The organism is Kribbella hippodromi, from assembly GCF_039531045.1.
GTDB classification, from domain to species: Bacteria; Actinomycetota; Actinomycetes; order Propionibacteriales; family Kribbellaceae; genus Kribbella; species Kribbella hippodromi.
Genome location: NZ_BAAAPH010000007.1, coordinates 314,668 through 331,975 on the forward strand (window position 1 = coordinate 314,668; position 17,308 = coordinate 331,975).

Annotated in this window: 18 protein-coding genes; 10 read left to right on the forward strand and 8 right to left on the reverse strand. The window is 68.2% G+C overall.

What is annotated here, in order from left to right:
* Positions 1 to 31: 31 nt before the first annotated feature.
* The 4 genes from ABD260_RS13840 to ABD260_RS13855 all read right to left on the reverse strand — a co-directional run bounded on the left by ABD260_RS13840 (position 32) and on the right by ABD260_RS13855 (position 3,307).
* A complete protein-coding gene (locus ABD260_RS13840) occupies positions 32 to 1,009 on the reverse strand; it encodes a VldE C-terminal domain-containing protein (RefSeq protein ID WP_344233874.1) in 978 nt (325 codons plus the stop codon).
* Between the two features lie 255 nt (positions 1,010 to 1,264).
* Complete coding sequence (locus tag ABD260_RS13845; protein WP_344233875.1) at positions 1,265 to 1,597, reverse strand: YciI family protein; 333 nt, start codon at positions 1,595 to 1,597, stop codon at positions 1,265 to 1,267.
* A gap of 108 nt (positions 1,598 to 1,705) precedes the next feature.
* Positions 1,706 to 1,861: a hypothetical protein gene (locus ABD260_RS13850; RefSeq protein WP_344233876.1), complete on the reverse strand. Its 156-nt coding sequence runs from the start codon at positions 1,859 to 1,861 to the stop codon at positions 1,706 to 1,708.
* A gap of 12 nt (positions 1,862 to 1,873) precedes the next feature.
* Positions 1,874 to 3,307, reverse strand: a complete 1,434-nt coding sequence (locus ABD260_RS13855; RefSeq protein WP_344233877.1) for an MFS transporter — start codon at positions 3,305 to 3,307, stop codon at positions 1,874 to 1,876.
* Positions 3,308 to 3,488: 181 nt separating this feature from the next.
* Between ABD260_RS13855 and ABD260_RS13860 the strand changes: the two genes are divergently transcribed.
* From ABD260_RS13860 to ABD260_RS13870, 3 genes are read left to right on the forward strand one after another with little or no spacing between them, the layout of a single operon-like run.
* Positions 3,489 to 3,842, forward strand: a complete 354-nt coding sequence (locus ABD260_RS13860) for a YciI family protein (protein ID WP_344233896.1) — start codon at positions 3,489 to 3,491, stop codon at positions 3,840 to 3,842.
* Positions 3,839 to 5,071: an RNA polymerase sigma factor gene (locus ABD260_RS13865; RefSeq protein WP_344233878.1), complete on the forward strand. Its 1,233-nt coding sequence runs from the start codon at positions 3,839 to 3,841 to the stop codon at positions 5,069 to 5,071. Before ABD260_RS13860 ends, ABD260_RS13865 begins: the two co-directional genes overlap by 4 nt.
* Positions 5,072 to 5,108: 37 nt before the next feature.
* Entirely contained in the window at positions 5,109 to 5,771 is a 663-nt protein-coding gene (locus ABD260_RS13870; RefSeq protein ID WP_344233879.1) for a hypothetical protein, read from the forward strand.
* On the opposite strand, the gene ABD260_RS13875 is transcribed toward ABD260_RS13870, so the two are convergent.
* From ABD260_RS13875 to ABD260_RS13885, 3 genes are read right to left on the reverse strand one after another with little or no spacing between them, the layout of a single operon-like run.
* The gene (locus ABD260_RS13875) at positions 5,768 to 6,316 is read right to left on the reverse strand and encodes a DUF4240 domain-containing protein (RefSeq protein ID WP_344233880.1); all 549 of its coding nucleotides are present in this window, start codon (positions 6,314 to 6,316) and stop codon (positions 5,768 to 5,770) included. The genes ABD260_RS13870 and ABD260_RS13875 overlap by 4 nt on opposite strands.
* 30 nt (positions 6,317 to 6,346) lie before the next feature.
* Positions 6,347 to 7,291, reverse strand: coding sequence for an aldo/keto reductase (locus ABD260_RS13880; protein ID WP_344233881.1), 945 nt, complete (start codon positions 7,289 to 7,291; stop codon positions 6,347 to 6,349).
* Positions 7,292 to 7,320: 29 nt separating this feature from the next.
* Positions 7,321 to 8,127, reverse strand: coding sequence for an alpha/beta fold hydrolase (locus tag ABD260_RS13885; protein WP_344233882.1), 807 nt, complete (start codon positions 8,125 to 8,127; stop codon positions 7,321 to 7,323).
* A gap of 76 nt (positions 8,128 to 8,203) precedes the next feature.
* On the opposite strand from ABD260_RS13885, the gene ABD260_RS13890 reads away from it, so the two are divergent.
* Entirely contained in the window at positions 8,204 to 8,881 is a 678-nt protein-coding gene (locus ABD260_RS13890) for a TetR/AcrR family transcriptional regulator (RefSeq protein ID WP_344233883.1), read from the forward strand.
* On the opposite strand, the gene ABD260_RS13895 is transcribed toward ABD260_RS13890, so the two are convergent.
* Complete coding sequence (locus tag ABD260_RS13895; protein WP_344233884.1) at positions 8,861 to 9,931, reverse strand: LacI family DNA-binding transcriptional regulator; 1,071 nt, start codon at positions 9,929 to 9,931, stop codon at positions 8,861 to 8,863. The two genes, ABD260_RS13890 and ABD260_RS13895, sit on opposite strands and share 21 nt — an antisense overlap.
* Before the next feature lie 222 nt (positions 9,932 to 10,153).
* Between ABD260_RS13895 and ABD260_RS13900 the strand changes: the two genes are divergently transcribed.
* Genes ABD260_RS13900 through ABD260_RS13925 form a run of 6 tightly spaced genes read left to right on the forward strand, consistent with a single transcriptional unit; the run spans position 10,154 to position 16,986 of the window.
* Positions 10,154 to 10,480 (forward strand): L-rhamnose mutarotase, encoded by a 327-nt coding sequence (locus ABD260_RS13900; protein ID WP_344233885.1) that lies wholly within the window; start codon positions 10,154 to 10,156, stop codon positions 10,478 to 10,480.
* A 3-nt stretch (positions 10,481 to 10,483) separates the two neighbouring features.
* Positions 10,484 to 11,647, forward strand: coding sequence for an L-rhamnose isomerase (gene rhaI, locus ABD260_RS13905; protein ID WP_344233886.1), 1,164 nt, complete (start codon positions 10,484 to 10,486; stop codon positions 11,645 to 11,647).
* Entirely contained in the window at positions 11,644 to 13,683 is a 2,040-nt protein-coding gene (locus ABD260_RS13910; RefSeq protein WP_344233887.1) for a bifunctional aldolase/short-chain dehydrogenase, read from the forward strand. Before rhaI ends, ABD260_RS13910 begins: the two co-directional genes overlap by 4 nt.
* 8 nt (positions 13,684 to 13,691) lie before the next feature.
* Positions 13,692 to 15,152: an L-fucose/L-arabinose isomerase family protein gene (locus ABD260_RS13915; protein WP_344233888.1), complete on the forward strand. Its 1,461-nt coding sequence runs from the start codon at positions 13,692 to 13,694 to the stop codon at positions 15,150 to 15,152.
* Positions 15,149 to 16,573 (forward strand): rhamnulokinase, encoded by a 1,425-nt coding sequence (locus ABD260_RS13920; RefSeq protein ID WP_344233889.1) that lies wholly within the window; start codon positions 15,149 to 15,151, stop codon positions 16,571 to 16,573. The genes ABD260_RS13915 and ABD260_RS13920 overlap by 4 nt, the downstream gene beginning before the upstream one ends.
* Positions 16,574 to 16,578: 5 nt before the next feature.
* Positions 16,579 to 16,986 (forward strand): LuxR C-terminal-related transcriptional regulator, encoded by a 408-nt coding sequence (locus ABD260_RS13925; RefSeq protein ID WP_344233890.1) that lies wholly within the window; start codon positions 16,579 to 16,581, stop codon positions 16,984 to 16,986.
* Positions 16,987 to 17,308: the final 322 nt, after the last annotated feature.

Consider the following 17,308-nt stretch of genomic DNA (forward strand, 5'->3'; position numbering starts at 1 on the left):
ACCGGCAGCCGGGGCAGGCTCGGACCAGTTCTCAGACTGTGCCGGAGTTGCCGTAGACCGTCACGTGCACGTGGTCGAAATGGTTGGCGGTGGCGCCGCCGCGGTCCGGCATCGCGCGCCAGCCTTCGCTGCTGCGCTGAACCGTCCAGATGTGCTGCTGCCAGATCAGCTGGCTGACGCCGAGCTTCTTGTAGTTGGCCTTCAGCCAGTCCGCGACCGCCTGGCCCTCGGAACCGCTGACCATGATGTCGAGCGCATGGCCGGTGGAGTGCTCCGAGCCGCTGTCACCGGACCGCAACCCGCCGTACGAGGTGATGTCGGGGAACTTCGCGCAGATCGCCCGGTGCACCCGGATCGCGTCCTGGGTGATGCCGTTCTCGACCGCGGAGCCGGACGAACAGGCCGCCTGGGAGATCGCGCCCGTGACCGCCGCGACCGGCTTGGTGGCGGACAGGTACTGCGCCTTCACCCAGCGGGACTTGCCGTCGCTGACCACCTCGGCCCAGACGCCGTCCAGCTTGCCGGTGACCGAGACCTTGGTGCCCTTGGGCAGCACGTCCAGCAGCAGGCCGGTGATCGGCAGGGACCACAGGTTCACATCGGTGGTGGTGTACTTCGTGCCGCTGATCTTCGGCGCGGCCTGCGCGGCCAGGTCCTCGGCGGCGCGGGTCTTCGGCGCGGTCGGCTTCGGGATCGGCGCCTGCTTCTTCAGGTGCTTCGCGGTCGGGCTCGGCTTCGGCTTCGGGGCCGCCGTCGGCGTCGGCGCGGTGGTCGGGTTGATCGGCGGGCGGAGCGCGTCCCGGCTGACGACGGCGTCGCGCGAGAGCTGCAGGGACGAGCTGGCGACCGGCGTGTCGAGGGTGACCGGGGAGCTGCTGGGAAGGGCGGAAGCCGAACCGGTGGCGACCAGTGCCACCGCGGCGCCGGGGATCGCCACCTTCGCGAGACCGGGCGAGATCACCTTCGGGCGCAACTGACGGTGCCGCGCCTGTCTATGTCGTCCTGCCACTGGGAACCCAATCTGCCGAGACCAAAACGTTATCGACCGGAGGAGTCAAGCACACATCGCCCCGCCGGTTCGAATCGCCCCGCAGACTTAACGCATTACGAACATCCACAGGCTCGGCACGGCCGTGATCTGCCCGCTATCCGGAAGTAACCGCCCCGAGATCAAACGCTTGGTCGTGATCAAGGCGCCCGTCCCGGCCGGATTGGGTACCGGATTGGGTAACAGCCGGGCCGGTTTGGGTAACGGCCGGGCCGGTCAGATCACGGCGCCGCGGAGTTCTACGCGGTCGCCGATCGCGGCCGAGACCCGGCCGGCGATCGCCTGGGCGCGCTCGTCGTCGGCGTCGACCATGAAGTACCCGGCGAGTTGCTCCTTCGCCTCACCGAACGGCCCGTCGGTGACGACCTGCTGACCGTCGCGGATCTGCACGATCCGCCCTTCGGCCGGCGGCCGCAGCCCCTCGGAGCTGATCAGCTCACCGGACTCGGCCAGCTCCCGTTCGAGCTGCTGCAGCCGGCCGAGCCCCTGCTCGTCGGCCTCGGTCCAGGCCCGGTCGAGGCCGCGGAAGATCATCACCACGTACTTCATCACCGCACCGCTTTCATGGCCGCACCGTCGTCATGGCTTCACCGTAGCGACGCGGACGGACAGAACCCCGCGGACCGGTCCGCGGGGTTCTGATTTGCCTGGTCCGGATCAGTACCAGTGCCGTCGGCCGCCAACCGCGCGACCGGCCGCTCCGAGCACCCAAAGGACTGCTCCGATCAGGACCAGGATGACGCCGATCGTCCACAGGAACGAGATGTGCAGCACGAACCCGATGATCAGCAGGATTACTCCCAAGATCAGCATATGAAGCCTCCTTCAACCGGATCGCCTGACGGAGAAGGCGACCACCTCACGCCTCCGGTTCCCACGGCTGCCGTCCTGAACCTCCAACAGGCGTTTGACCAGCAAACTTCCGGCGAGTCCGACTACCAGGAAGAGCCAGACGGTCGCAAAAGCGATCCGGTACCCGTGGGTCAGTGCGGCCGGCGTAGTCCCGGTGGTACTGGCTGTAGCGACCGCGGACACGACGGCGACTCCTACCGCGCCACCGATCTGGAAGCTGGCGTTCTGCAGCCCGGACGCGACTCCGGCGTCCTCGCCGCGGACATCGCTGAGGGCGGCGATCGAGCCGGCCACCGACCCGGCACCCAGTCCGATGCCGAAGATGGTCAGGCCCCAGAAGGCCAGCTCGAAGTACCCGGAGGACGTGGTGAGCTGGGTCATCAGAGTCGTACCAGCGCCGGCGACGAGTAGCGACACGAACGCAACCCAGCGCGGTCCGACCCGGGTGACCAGGTGCTGGCCGATCATCGATCCGACTACAGCGGCCGCAGCGAGTACAGCTGACATGAGCCCGTACCGGATGGCAGATGCACCCAGTGCGAGCTGGGCGTACTGCGTGTACACGAAGTTCAGTCCGAAGGCAGCCAACCCCCAGGCGATGGTGATGAGGTTGCCACCGACCAGTGCACGTGAGCGGAAGATCCGGAGCGGTACGAGCGGCGCGGCGGATCGCTTCTCCACCAGAACGAACAGCCCGAACAGGAGCATCGACGCCAGCACCAGCAGTACGGTCTGGATCGTTGATGACTCCGGCGCCTCGATGACCGCGTACACAAGCACGATGAGCGCTGCTGTGACTGTAACTGCGCCAGCTAGGTCGAACCCGCGTCGTCCGGGGCCGCGGCTGTCCTGGAGTAGTACGGGAGCCAGTACGAGGACCAGTACGCACACCGGCACGTTGATGAAGAAGATCCACTGCCAGCCGAGTCCATCGGTCACCGGACCGCCGATGAGCGAACCAGCTGTGCCGCCGACTCCGCTGGTGGCGCCCCAGATCCCCAGGGCCTTGTTACGGTCCGGACCAGACGGGAACGTCGTCATCACGATCGACAACGCACTGGGCGCCAGTACGGCTGCCGCCGCGCCCTGGAGCGCCCTGGCCAGTACGAGCGCGTCACCACTCCAGGCGAACCCACAGAGCAGAGAGAACGCCGCGAACAGGACCAGTCCGGCAATGAACACCCGCCGACGTCCCAGTAGGTCGGAGATGCGCCCGCCGAGGAGCAGCAGGCCACCGAACATCAGCGCGTACCCGCTCGGCACCCACTGCACCCCACCGGTCGTGAAGGTCAGCTCGCGCTCGATGGACGGTACGGCGACCAGCACGATGGACGCGTCCAGGATGATCATGAACCCGGTCAGACAGAGCAACGCCAGCGCGAACCAGCGCTTCGATTCCGAAACCATCAGCCAACTCCAGTACGGCGCGGACGCCCCGGCTGAGCGTCACTCGACCGGTACGTCGGTACCGGACCGCACTGCTTCGACATTCCCGGACTGTCGAACTGCCACGGGTCTGTTTCGACGTAGCTGTTAACTGGAGGTCACAACGGCCTCCGCTGGGGACAGGATGGTGTCTGTGAAATACATGCTGCTGATCTACAGCAACCCGGAGAGCTGGGCGAGCCTGTCGGCCGAGCAACGCGAGGGGCTGAGCCGTGCGCACCAGTCGCTCGGGCAGGAGCTGATCGAGAAGGGCCAGTACGTGAGTGGAGCCGGACTGGCTGACCCGATCACCACGCGGACGGTGCAGGTGCACGACGAGACCATGAGCGTCACCGACGGCCCGTACGCCGAGGCGAAGGAACACCTGGCCGGGTTCTACCTGGTCGAGTGCGACGACATCGACCAGGCGATCGAGTACGCGGCGCGGATGCCGGACGCCGAGTACGTGGCGGTGGAGGTACGGCCGGTGATGGACATGTCCGGGCTGGAAATGTGAGCAACTTCGAGCTGCTGCTGCGGGAGCAGGCGCCGCAGGTACTCAGCGCGCTGGTCCGGCACTACGGGCACTTCGACCTGGCCGAGGAAGCGGTCCAGGAGGCACTGCTGGCGGCTTCGCAGCAGTGGCCGGCGGAGGGTGTGCCGGACAACCCGCGCGGCTGGCTGATCCGGGTCGGGTCGCGGCGGCTCACCGACCTGCTCCGGAGCGAGTCGGCGCGGCGGCGCCGCGAGGAGAACGCGGCGCAGCTGGCCGCACCGGAGGAGTTCGTCACCGCCGGGCCGGAGATCGACGATCTGGCCGGCCGGGACGACACGCTGACACTGCTGTTCCTCTGCTGCCATCCGGCACTCTCCCCGGCGTCGCAGATCGCGCTGACGCTGCGGGCGGTCGGCGGTCTCACCACCGCCCAGATCGCGGCCGCGTTCCTGGTGCCGGAGGCAACGATGGCGCAGCGGATCAGCCGCGCCAAGCGGAGCATCAAGCAGGCCGGCAGTACGTTCGAGCTGCCGCCGGAGACCGAGCGGGACGTACGGATGGGTGCCGTACTGCACGTCCTCTACCTGATCTTCAACGAGGGCTACACAGCATCGTCCGGTACGTCGCTGCACAGTGCGGAGCTCACCACGGAGGCGATCCGCCTCGTACGCGGCGTACGCAAGCTGCTGCCGGATGACGGTGAAGTAGCAGGGCTCTTGGCGCTGATGCTGCTCACCGATGCGCGGCGCCCGGCGCGTACTGGTGCCGACGGTGCACTGATCCCACTGGCCGAGCAGGACCGGTCGAAGTGGAACAGGGAGGCCATTGCCGAAGGCGATGCCCTGGTGTCGGATGCACTCGCGCGCACGCAGCTGGGGCCGTACCAGGTGCAGGCGGCGATCGCGGCAGTGCATGACACGGCCGAGCGAGCTGACGACACGGACTGGCGACAGATCGTGGCGCTGTACGACGTACTGGAGCATCTGGTCGACAACCCCATGGTGAAGCTCAACCATGCGGTAGCGGTTGCGATGGCAGATGGGCCGAAGGAGGGGCTCGCTGTACTGGAGCCACTTGAGTCGGACGACCGGTTGACCAGTAACCACCGATTGGACGCTGTCCGGGCGCATCTGCTCGAGATGTCCGGTGACCTCGCTGGTGCCCGCGAGAGCTACCTACTGGCATCCCGGCGGACGACTAGTGTGCCGGAGCGGAACTACTTGCAGTCGAAGGCAGACAGACTGACCTGAGGTCGCGGTGGACCGCTGAATGTGTCAGGTTGGACATGTGGACCTGACCAGGGCATCGCTGCTCCGAGAGATGTTGACCGGCACCGAGCTGGGCAGCCGGACCACGGAGTTCGGCTACTCGCTGCGGCGGTTCACGACCAGACGCAGCGGGCTGATGCTGTTCGGGCCCGTCGACGACGAGCCGTGGCACCTGACCGCCCACCTGGACGACGAGCTGCACCGGGCCGGCATCGAGGACATGCGGCCGTCGCTAGTGCGCTGGGCGCCGCCCCCGGACGCACCACCGCACCTCGCGATCGGGCTGGACCGGCTGCGCGACTCGGGCCGTGGTGAGTCGCTGCTGGTGGTCGCCGAGGACAACCCGGCGCCTACGTTGCTGGAGCGGATCAGTGATGTACGGCGGCGTGGGACGACGATCTTCAGCATTGGCAATGGTGACTCGGAGTTGACGTCGCTCAGTCATGAGGCACTCGTACCTGAGCTGCTGGTGCCGGATGGGTTCGGGTGGACGAGCAGGCGGATCGAGTACGACCATGACGAGCCGCGGTCCGCGCTGACCGAGGTGGAGACGCAGACCGAGGGTTTCGAGATGACCCAGCACCTGGTCAGCCTGGCCGCCGCGGACGAGGAAGCCGGCCGCGCCGGCTGGCGCCGCCGCCTCCGCACCGCCATCGAACGCCTCAGCGGCGAACCCGGCTAAGGCAGGTAGAGGCCCGCCAGCCGGGGCAGATGTGTCTGCAGGTCGTCCGCGTCGTCGAAGTCGATCTCCGCGCCCGCCGGCACATCCGGTGTGTCCGGTGCCTCCGCGTCGACCGCCTTCCAGTACGCCGCCGCGTCCCCCGTCACGTTCTTGTACGCGTGACTCCCGACGTGCAGCACACCTTCCCCGTCGAACCCCTCGAACCCTTCCGGCCGGTCCTCGTCGACCACGTCGGCGAGCGAGTCCGGATCGGCCAGCGCGGCCTCCCAGACCTCGCGCCCCTGTGCCACCAGCCACCCCCGGAACGAGTCGAACCCGTCCTCGGTCGCGCCGGAGTTCACCAGGTACGCGGCCGCCCACAGATCCCACCGGTACGACTCGACCTGCAACCGCGCCAGCTCGACCCCGAACGCCACGATCTCCTCGGTCCGCGCCGCCGCCAGCACCTTGATCAACCCGTCGGCGACCCCATCCGGATCAGCCACGGTGTCATCCACCGAGGCCCGCGCACCCTCGACCAGACCCCAGAACCTGTCCCTGTCCACCCCCAAACCATCTCACCGAGCAGGAGTCCATCACCAGACTTCGTCGAGCTGCTGGTGTTGTTCTGGGGTTAGTTCGAGGCGGGTGCCGGTCAGGGCGGTGGTGAGGTAGGCGGGGGTGCTGATGCCGACGATGGGGGTGATGGGTGGGGTGCCGCCGGTTAGCCAGGCCAGGACCAGTTCGGAGCGGGTGACGTTGAGGGTGGCGGCCAGGGTGGTGAGGACCTCCAGGCGGCGGGTGGTGCCGGGGTGGTCGAAGGCTGGGTCGATCGGGCGGTCGGCGCGGTTCTCGTAGCCGCCGGCCATCAGCGGGCTGTACGCGAACAGCTGCTGCTCCGGATTGGTCTCGGCGTAGTCCAGGACCTCGTCGGTGATCCAGCCGAAGCGGTGGTCGTGGACGTGGCCGCGGACCATCGGACGCGGTTGCAGGTACGAGTAGCGGAGCTGCAGCGCGGTCGGACCGGTGACACCGAGCTCGGCGGCGATGCCCCGCATCCGCTCGGCGCGCCACAGCGGGAAGTTCGACAGGCCGATCCGGCCGATGGTTCCGGCGGCGGCGTGCTTGCCGAAGGCGGTCGCGGTCTCTTCCTGCGGAGTGGATCGGTCGTCGCGGTGCGCCCAGTACAGGTCGATGTGGTCGACGCCGAGGCGGCGCAACGAGGTCTCGAGCGCACTGTCGATCGCCTTCGCGCTCAGGCCTTCCGCGTGCTCCGGGTAGCTGCCCGGCCAGAGCGGTTCGCAGCCGACCTTGGTGGCCAGCTTCACCCGGTCGCGGACGCCGGGGCGCTGCGCGAACCAGCGCCCCAGCAGCTCCTCACTCTGACCACCATGACCACTCGGGTCCTGCCAGAACGCGTAGCAGTTCGCGGTGTCGATCCATTCACCACCGGCGTCCACGTACGCGTCCAGCAGCCGGAACGAGGTCTCTTCGTCGATCCGGGTTCCGTACTCCATCGCGCCCAGCGCAAGATTCAGCATGCGCCAGATCAAACAACCTGGAGCGCGCTCTAGGTCAAGTCGGCCGCGAAAGCACGCAGTACAGGCGCGAACGTGCCCGGCTCGGTGCTGTGGTTCTCACCGGGAATCGCCTTCAGTGTCGCGGTCGGAAGATGCGCGGCCACGGCGGCGGCACCGGCGGCCAGCACCGGCCACGTCTGGTCGCCGTGCAGGACGAGGACCGGCACCTTCACCGCGGCCCAGCGGTCGGCGGGCAGCGGGTTGCCGGACATCGTGGTGCCCATGAGCCGGCCGTCGTACGAGATCGTGTGCGCGACCTCTTCGGTCGGGGCCCAGTGCGGCATCTGCTTCATCCCCGCGACCGCCTCCGCGGGCATGCCGATGGCGGCGGTCATGAACAGTTCCACCGCCTTGTCCCGGCGCCCTTCGGCAATGAAGCGCTCGAGCTGCTCGACGTAGTCCGCGGGCAGCGGCGGCCGGCTGTCGTCGACGACCACCGGCGGCTCGAACAGCACCAGTCCGGCGATCGGCAGGCCCGCGGCCGCGGCGTCCAGGGCAAGCAGGCAGCCGGACGACTCGCCGACCAGGATGGCCGGTTGGCCGGCGTCTTCGATCAGGGCGGCCAGGTCCTCGATTTCACGCTCGATCGCGTACGGCGTGGTGTCCGTGCTTTCGCCACGCCCGCGCCGGTCGTACACGGTGGTCCGGAAGCCGTCGCTCAGCAGCTTGCCGATCTCGGCGTTCAGCGGGTTCACGGCCCGGTGTGCGGTGGCGCCGTCGATCAGGATCAGCGGCCGCCCGGTGCCGTACGCGTCGAAGGCGATCGTGGTGCCGTCGGCCGATGTCACGGTGCTCATGGGTGCATTCTCCTCGTCTGCGGAAACTAGACCGTACAGTACCCGTCGCAGAACTGGACTGTCTAGTATGATTTCGGTGAACCCCACGCCCAAGGAGGACGCCGTGCAGGATGTCGAGACCGAGGGCCGGACGCCGCGCAAACGCCGCGCGATCCTGGCCGCCGCCACCGAAGTCTTCCTCCAGCACGGCTACCTCGGCGCCAGCATGGACGAGGTCGCGGCCAAGGCCGGCGTCTCCAAACAGACCGTCTACAAGCAGTTCGAGAACAAGGAACGGCTGTTCGCCGAGATCGTTGGCGGCACCAGCGATCAACTGATGGACGGGCTCCAGCAGGCGTACGACGACACCCTCGACGGTGCGGTGGATGCCCGTGAAGCCCTGCGGGCGCTGGCGTACCGGCTGCTGCAGAGCCTCACCGCCGACAACGTGCTGCAGCTCCGGCGCCTGGTGATCGCGGAGGCGGACCGGTTCCCGGAAGTGTGCGGCGCCTGGTTCACCAACGGTTTCGAGCAATCACTCGATGCGCTCGGCAAGGCGCTGACCCGGCTCACCGAGCGCGGTCTGCTCCGGCAGCTCGACGACCCGACGCTCGCCGCGTACCAGTTCGCCGGCCTGGTGATGTACAAGCCGATGAACCGTGCGATGTTCGCGGGCACCCGCCAGCGCCCGAAGCCCGGCGAGCTGGAAACGCTGGCCGACCAAGCGGCCAACGTCTTCCTCGCCGCGTACGGTTCAGAGCGTCCCGCGAGTTGACGTCCGGACCACCAGCTCGGGTGTGAAGGTGACGCGCTGGTGTTCGTGGTCCGGGTTCGACGACTCGTCGAGCAGCAATTCGGCGGCGGTCCGGCCGAGTAGCTGACGCGGCTGGCGTACGGAGGTCAGCGGTACCGCGGCCGCCTCCGCGAACTCGATGTCGTCGTACCCGACGATCGCGAGGTCCTCCGGAACGCGCAGCCCGAGACTCACGCACTGCTGCAGCAATCCCAACGCCAGCAGGTCGTTCGCGCAGAACGCGGCGGTCGGCCGCCGATCCGCGGGCAGCCCGGCAAGTCGTTGCCCTGCGCCCCTACCTTCGGCGACGGTGAGGGCGCCGGTGGTCAGCTCGATCAGATCGGTCGCGGGCCGCCCGGCCGTACGGAGTGCCCGGCGCGCGCCGTCGCGCCGGTCGACGACCTGGCCGAGCGTACTCGGGCCGCCGACGTACGCGATCCGTTCATGCCCTAGTTCGAGCAGATGCGAAATCGCCAGCTCGCCACCGAGTACGTCGTTCACCGCGACCGAGCAGTGCTCCGACTCGTCCAGCGCCCGGTCGACGACCACGATCGGCGTACCGCGGGAAGGCAGCTTGCGCAGCCGGGACGAGTTCTGGTCGATCGGTGTGATCAGGACACCCTGGACGCGCTGCTGTTCGAGCAGATCCAGGTACGCCGCTTCGCGGTCCGCGTCCTCACTGCTGTTGCACAGGAACACCGACAGCCCGGCCGCCTGCGCCGCCTCCTCGACGCCTTTGGCGACGTCGGTGAAGAACGGGTTGCCGGCGTCGAGCATCAGGTACGCGAGGATGCGGCTGGAGCCGGCCCGGAGTTGCCGGGCGGACTCGTTCCGGACGAAACCGAGGGAGGCCATCGCGGCCTCGACCTTCGCCCGGGTCAGCGGACTGACCACCTCGGGCCGGTTCAGTACGTTCGACACGGTGCCGAGCGAGACGCCGGCCGCGGCGGCCACTGCCTTCACCCCGGCCGCGTGCGGTTTCGGCGCCCGGCGCCGGCGGATCCGCTCGGGCCGGGTCTCGGCGTCGTCCATCCGTCCGCACCTCCTCCGCACTTGAAACGTGTTAGCGGCCGAAGAATACCCGCTGGACCCGGATTTTCCGCCGCGCCGGTCCGGGATCGGCCGCGAAAGCCGGGCAGGCTCTTGACGGGCCGCCGGTCCCGCGCTTAGCTTTCTGGGACGCTCTTGAAACCTTTCAGCACCCACTCAGCACCCCGTCAGCGCCGCAACCGCCCGAGGTCCCAAGGTGACGCCGTGAATCGTTATTGCTTCTGTCTGCAGGTCCGGACCGATCGGATGGCCGAGTACGTCGACCGGCACCGGGAGGTCTGGCCGGACATGCAGGCCGCGCTGCGCGACTCCGGCTGGCACAACTACTCGCTGTTCCTCCGCGACGACGGCCTGCTGATCGGGTACGTCGAAGCGGACGACCTGGACGCTGCGCAGAAGGCGATGGCCGAGACCGAGGTCAACGCCCGCTGGCAGGCACAGATGGCGGAGTTCTTCACAGGGATCGACGGCCGCCCGCCGGACGAGTCGTTCCTGCTCCTGCTCGAAATCTTCCACCTAGCAGAGGACTGAACCATGCCGACCGATGCCGTCAAGGCCGCCCTGGGCCGTCAGGAGATCGAGCTGCCCTCATGGGCGTTCGGGAACTCCGGCACCCGGTTCAAGGTGTTCTCCCAGCCCGGTGTACCGCGGTCGCCGGAGGAGAAGATCGCGGACGCGGCCGTCGTGCACAAGTACACCGGGGTGGCGCCGAAGGTCGCACTGCACATCCCGTGGGACAAGGTGGATGACTACGCGGCGCTCTCCGCGTACGCCAAGGAGCAGGGTGTTCGCCTCGGCGCGATCAACAGCAACGTGTTCCAGGACGACGACTACAAGCTCGGCAGCGTCACGAACCCGGACCCGGCGATCCGCCGGAAGGCAACCGACCATCTGCTCGAATGCGTCGACATCATGGACGCGACCGGCTCCCGCGACCTGAAGCTGTGGTTCTCCGACGGCACCAACTACCCCGGCCAGGACGACATCCAGGACCGCCAGGACCGGCTTGCGCAAGCGTTGCAGGAGGTGTACGACCGGCTCGGTGACGACCAGCGGATGCTCCTCGAGTACAAGCTGTTCGAGCCGGCCTTCTACACCACCGACGTGCCGGACTGGGGTACGTCGTACGCGCACTGTCTCGAACTGGGGCCGAAGGCAACGGTCTGTATCGACACCGGGCACCACGCGCCGGGGACGAACATCGAGTTCATCGTCGCGTTCCTGCTCCGGGCCAAGAAGCTCGGCGCGTTCGACTTCAACAGCCGGTTCTACGCCGACGACGACCTGATGGTGGGTGCGGCCGACCCGTTCCAGCTGTTCCGGATCATGAACGAGATCGTCCGCGGCGACGCGCTCGACCCCGACCGCGGGATCGCGTTCATGCTCGACCAGTGCCACAACATCGAGGAGAAGATCCCCGCGATCATCCGCTCGGTGATGAACGTCCAGGAGGCCACCGCGAAGGCGTTGCTGGTCGACCGGGAGGCCTTGCGGACGGCGCAGCGGAACGGCGATGTACTGGGCGCGAACGCGGCGCTGATGGACGCGTACAACACCGATGTCCGGCCGCTGCTGGCCGAACTGCGCGAAGAGCAGGGCCTGGACGCCGATCCGATCGCCGCGTACAAGCGCAGCGGCTACTTCGAGCAAATCACCAAGGACCGCAAAGACGGTCAGCAGGCCGGATGGGGAGCATGAGAGTGAGTGACACCGCGGCCGAGCTTGTTGCGCGCAGCAACCGGCTGGGCGCCGATCCGCGCAACACCAACTATGCGGGCGGAAACACGTCGGCGAAGGGCACGGCGACCGATCCGGTCACGCAGAATCCTGTGGAGCTGTTGTGGGTCAAGGGCTCCGGCGGCGACCTCGGTACGCTGACCGGCAAGGGCCTGGCCGTACTACGGCTCGACCGGCTGCACTCCTTGGTCGACGTGTACCCCGGTGTCGACCGTGAAGACGAGATGGTGGCCGCCTTCGACTACTGCCTGCACGGCAAGGGTGGTGCGGCGCCGTCGATCGACACCGCGATGCACGGCCTGGTCGACGCGCCGCATGTCGACCACCTGCACCCGGACTCCGGCATCGCGCTGGCGACCGCGGCCGACGGCGAGAAGCTGACCGCCGAGTGCTTCGGCGACCGAGTGGTATGGGTGCCGTGGCGGCGGCCCGGTTTCCAGCTCGGCTTGGACATCGCGGCGGTCAAGCGGGACAACCCGCAGGCGATCGGCTGCATCCTCGGCGGCCACGGCATCACCGCGTGGGGCGACACGTCCGAGGAGTGCGAGGTCAACTCGCTCGACATCATCCGTACCGCCGAGCGCTTCCTGGCCGACCGTGGCATTGCGGAGCCGTTCGGTGCGGTGGTGGCAGGCTTCGAGGCGCTGCCGGTGGACGAACGCCGCGCGAAGGCCGCCGCGCTCGCGCCGATCATCCGCGGGCTCGCGTCGACCGACAAGCCACAGGTCGGTCACTTCACCGACTCCGAGGTCGTGCTGGAGTTCACCGCTCGCGAGAAGCTGGCCGAGCTGGCCGCGCTTGGTACGTCGTGTCCCGATCATTTCCTCCGCACCAAGGTGCGTCCGCTCGTACTCGATCTGCCTGCGTCGGCGTCGGTGGAGGATGCGACCGCACGGTTGCGTGAGTTGCACGGGCAGTACCGCGAGGAGTACGCGGCGTACTACAACCGGCACGCGGACGCGGACAGTCCGGCGATGCGGGGCGCGGACCCGGCGATCGTGCTGGTGCCGGGCGTGGGCATGTTCAGCTTCGGCAAGGACAAGCAGACCGCACGGGTCGCGGGCGAGTTCTATGTGAACGCGATCAACGTGATGCGGGGCGCCGAGGCGGTGTCGACGTACGCGCCGATCGACGAGCGGGAGAAGTTCCGGATCGAGTACTGGGCGCTCGAAGAGGCCAAGCTGCAGCGGATGCCGAAGCCGAAGCCGCTGGCGACGCGGGTCGCGTTCGTCACCGGCGGCGGCTCGGGGATCGGCAAGGCGATCGCGCGGCGGCTCGCGGCCGAGGGCGCTTGCGTAATCGTCGCCGACCTGGATCTGGCCGCGGCCGAAGCAGTCGCGAAGGAGATCGGGTCGACCGACGTGGCCGTTGCGGTCGGCGCCGACGTGTCGTCCGCCGAGGCGGTCGAGGCAGCGCTGCGGGAGGCCGTACTGGCGTTCGGCGGGGTGGATCTGATCGTCAACAACGCCGGCCTGTCGATCTCGAAGTCGTTGCTGGACACGACCGAGCGCGACTGGGACCTGCAGCACGACGTGATGGCGAAGGGTTCGTTCCTGGTCTCGCGGGCTGCCGCGAAGGTGCTGATCGACCAGGGCATCGGCGGCGACATCGTCTACATCTCCAGCAAGAACGCGGTCTTCGCCGGCCCGAACAACGTCGCGTACGGCGCCGCGAAGGCGGACCAGGCGCATCAGGTCCGGCTGCTCGCGGCCGAGCTCGGCGAGTACGGGATCCGGGTCAACGGCGTGAACCCCGACGGCGTGGTGCGTGGTTCCGGGATCTTCGCGGGCGGCTGGGGTGCCAAGCGCGCCGCCGTGTACGGCGTACCGGAAGCGGAGCTGGGCGCGTACTACGCGCAGCGGACGCTCTTGAAGCGCGAAGTACTGCCGGAGAACGTCGCGGCAGCGGTGTTCGCGCTGACGGGTGGCGATCTCACCCACACCACCGGTCTGCACGTGCCTGTCGACGCCGGCGTGGCTGCCGCCTTCCTGCGGTAGGAGCTGCGATGTGGAGCGCTGAACCGAGCCGCTCGGTGGACGGGCACGGCGCCCTGCCCTGGGTCGAGCCGCGGAAGACGCGGATCGGCCTGGTAGCCGGTGGACTCGGTGCGTACTGGCCGCAGTTCCCGGAGCTGCTTCCGCAGTTGCAGGCGTCCGCCCGGCGGGTATCCGAGCGGTTCGCGGCGCTCGACTGCGAAGTGGTGGACGTGGGGTTCATCTCCGATGCGCAGGAGGGTGCCGCGGCTGCGGAGAAGTTGCGGGTGGCTGATTGCGACCTGATCGTGGGATTCCTGACCACGTACATGACGGCGTCGATGCTGGTTCCGGTGGCTCAGCGCAGCGGGGCGCCGGTGCTGCTGCTGAACCTGCAGCCGACCGAGGCGATGGATCACTCGACGTTCGACACCGGCGCTTGGCTGGCGTACTGCGGCGCGTGTCCGCTGCCCGAGATGGCGAACGCGTTCGAGCGCTGCGGGATCGACTTCCGGTCCGTCTCCGGGTACTTGGAGGACGAGCGAGCTTGGACCCGGATCGACCGCTGGATCCGGGCTGCCTGCGTACGGGCGGCGCTGCGCCACGGGCGGCACGGTCTGCTCGGGCATCTGTACCCGGGCATGATGGACGTGGTCACCGATCCGACTTTGGTGTCCGCTCAACTGGGCGGTCATGTGGAGATCCTCGAGATCGATGATCTGCGCGTCCGGGTCGAGCAGGTCACCGACGCCGAGACCGAAACGCGGATGAAGCTGGCGCGGGAGATCTTCACGCTGGACGATTCGGTCAAGGACGAGGACTTCCGGTGGGGCGCTACGGTCTCGGTCGCGCTGGATCGGCTGGTCGAGGACTTTTCCCTTGATTCATTGGCCTACTACCATCGTGGTCTTGATGGTGAAACCCACGAACGAGTAGCGGCCGGGATGATCCTCGGCGCATCGTTGCTGACGGCAAGGGGTGTCCCGGCGGCGGGTGAGTACGAGCTGCGGACGTCGCTGGCGATGCTGGTGATGGACAAGCTCGGCGCGGGCGGCTCCTTCACCGAACTGCAGGCGCTGAACTTCACGGACAACGTCGTCGAGATGGGGCATGACGGGCCGGCGCACTTGGCGATCTCGGCGCGGAAGCCGTTGCTGCGTGGGCTCGGGGTGTACCACGGTAAACGCGGGTGGGGCGTTTCGGTCGAGTTCGACGTACGGCAGGGTCCGGTCACGTTGTGCGGTTTGGGGCAGCGGCGAGACGGGTCGTTCAAGCTGATCGCATCCGAGGGCACCGTCGTACCGGGGCCGCTGCTGCGGATCGGGAACACGACGTCGCGGGTGGACTTCGGGTGCGATCCGGGTGAGTGGACGGACGCCTGGTCGGCCTCCGGCGTCGCGCATCACTGGGCGCTCGGTACGGGGCACCGCGCCGCCGATCTGGCCGCAGTGGCCGAGCTGCTGAAGCTGGAGCTGACGGTGGTCGCGCCGTGAAGCGGGTCGCCGCGGTGGACCTCGGCGCGTCGAGCGGGCGAGTCATGCTCGGCGAAGTCGGGCCGGACGTACTGCGGCTGACCGAGCTGAACCGCTTCTGGAACGGTCCGGTTCGGACCAATGGCACCTTGTACTGGGACGTGCTGCATCTCTATCGCTCCGTACTGGACGGACTGCGCTTGGCGGGTGCTGTCGACAGCATCGGGATCGACTCGTGGGCGGTGGATTACGGACTGCTCGACAAAGCCGGCCGGCTGTTGGGTAATCCCATCCACTATCGCGACGCCCGTACGCGCGGTGTGATGGAGCGGGTGCTGGAGACGATCCCGGCCGGCGAACTGTACGGCGTGACTGGTCTTCAGCAGTTGCCGTTCAACACGATCTATCAACTGGTGGCGGAGGAACTGCCGGCTGAGGCATCCACGTTGCTGATGATCCCGGACCTGCTCGCGTACTGGCTGACCGGGGAGCTCGGGGTGGAGCGGACGAATGCCTCCACCACCCAGTTGTACGACGTGCGGTCCCGGGAATGGAGTGACGAGCTGATCTCTCGCATTGGTGTACCGCGGGCGATCTTCCCTGTGCTGCAGGAACCTGGCTCGATAGTCGGGCGAGTTGTTGCTGATGACAACGGTTTGACTTCTGGCGTTCCGGTGGTTGCCGTTGGCACGCATGACACGGCATCTGCTGTTGTCGCGGTGCCTGCGGCGGGAGAGCGGTTCGCGTACATCTCCTCGGGGACCTGGTCGCTGGTCGGGCTCGAGCTTGATGCACCGGTGCTGACCGAGGAGGCGCGGGCGGCGAACTTCACCAACGAAGGTGGCGTGGACGGGCGGACCCGGTTCCTGCGGAACGTGATGGGGCTGTGGATTCTGCAGGAATGCCAGCGGATCTGGGGCGACGACGATCTCGACGGGCTGTTGCGGGACGCCGCTGGTGCGCCGCCGTTCGCGGTACTGATCGATCCGGACGCACCCGAATTCCTTGCTCCGGGCAACATGCCGGAGCGGATCGACGAGCACTGCCGTACGACCGGGCAAGAACCGCCGCGATCTCGTGCCGCCGTGGTGCGATGCATCCTGGAGAGCCTCGCGCTCGCGTACCGGTGGACGTTGCGGTCGGCGCAGGCGATCGCCGGGCGGGACGTCGACGTACTGCACGTGATCGGTGGTGGTTCGCGGAACGAGCTGCTCTGCCAGCTGACCGCCGACGCCACCGGACTGCCCGTGCTGGCCGGCCCCGTCGAGGCCTCGGCGCTGGGCAACGTCCTGGTACAAGCTCGCGCCCTCGGCGAGCCCCTGCCGGACCTGGACGCGATGCGCGCCCTGGTCCGGTCCACACATCGCCTGCGGCACTACCAACCGCAGGGCAAACCGGCCGACTGGGACGCCGCCGAGTCCCGGATGTTCGGAACTAGGTGACCCAGATGACCGTCCTCCCCCAAGAACTCCGCCCCCACAACACCCACCCCCAGGACACCCGCGTCCACGAAGCCCGGCCGCAGGACGTCCGGTCCCAGGATGCCCGGGTTCAGGACGTCCGGTCCCAGGATGCCCGGGTTCAGGACGTCCGGTCGCAGGACGCTCGGCCGTACGATGTCCGGCCTCAGGAGCTCCGGCCGCAGGCGCGGCGGATGGCGCCGCGCGAGATCAGCCACGACGACCTCCAACTGCTCCGCCTCCTCGCCACCGGTCTCCCGGTCGACGGGGTCGCCCGCCGCCTGGACCTCTCCGAACGCACCGTCCGCCGCCGCACCCGCCTGATCTGCGACCGCCTCGGCTTCAGCACCGCCATCGAAGCCATCGTCTGGGCCGCCCGCCGCGGCCTGGTCTGACCACCCCGCCTAACCCACCCCACCCCCACCCCGAGCCGCCCTGAGCCGCCCCGGCTAACCCGCCCCACCCCCCCATTCCGAGCCGCCCCGCCCGAGCCGTCCCGATCGGCGGCCTGGGTAGGCGCGCAGCCGAGCGTGGCGCACATCGCACTCCCGGCACCCGGCACCCGCGGCCCGCTCCCCGAAGTCCGTGCCATCGATCCTCCCCAAACCGGTTTGGGGAGGGTTCCCATGACGACCGGGGAGGATTAGCTCCCGGATCGGGCGGGCGGATTCACGCGGTGGTTGCAACACCGGGTGGATTTGCTTGGTTGGACAGTAG

What these genes read in the sequence shown, in the direction of transcription:
- ABD260_RS13885 (WP_344233882.1), bottom strand. Translation starts at nt 8,127, where the DNA reads ATGAGCACCGTGACATCGGCCGACGGCACCACGATCGCCTTCGACGCG.
- ABD260_RS13855 (WP_344233877.1), bottom strand. Translation starts at nt 3,307, where the DNA reads ATGGTTTCGGAATCGAAGCGCTGGTTCGCGCTGGCGTTGCTCTGTCTG.
- ABD260_RS13915 (WP_344233888.1), top strand. Translation starts at nt 13,692, where the DNA reads ATGTGGAGCGCTGAACCGAGCCGCTCGGTGGACGGGCACGGCGCCCTG.
- rhaI (WP_344233886.1), top strand. Translation starts at nt 10,484, where the DNA reads ATGCCGACCGATGCCGTCAAGGCCGCCCTGGGCCGTCAGGAGATCGAG.
- ABD260_RS13845 (WP_344233875.1), bottom strand. Translation starts at nt 1,597, where the DNA reads ATGAAGTACGTGGTGATGATCTTCCGCGGCCTCGACCGGGCCTGGACC.
- ABD260_RS13910 (WP_344233887.1), top strand. Translation starts at nt 11,644, where the DNA reads ATGAGAGTGAGTGACACCGCGGCCGAGCTTGTTGCGCGCAGCAACCGG.
- ABD260_RS13895 (WP_344233884.1), bottom strand. Translation starts at nt 9,931, where the DNA reads ATGGACGACGCCGAGACCCGGCCCGAGCGGATCCGCCGGCGCCGGGCG.
- ABD260_RS13850 (WP_344233876.1), bottom strand. Translation starts at nt 1,861, where the DNA reads ATGCTGATCTTGGGAGTAATCCTGCTGATCATCGGGTTCGTGCTGCAC.
- ABD260_RS13860 (WP_344233896.1), top strand. Translation starts at nt 3,489, where the DNA reads ATGCTGCTGATCTACAGCAACCCGGAGAGCTGGGCGAGCCTGTCGGCC.
- ABD260_RS13925 (WP_344233890.1), top strand. Translation starts at nt 16,579, where the DNA reads ATGACCGTCCTCCCCCAAGAACTCCGCCCCCACAACACCCACCCCCAG.
- ABD260_RS13880 (WP_344233881.1), bottom strand. Translation starts at nt 7,291, where the DNA reads ATGCTGAATCTTGCGCTGGGCGCGATGGAGTACGGAACCCGGATCGAC.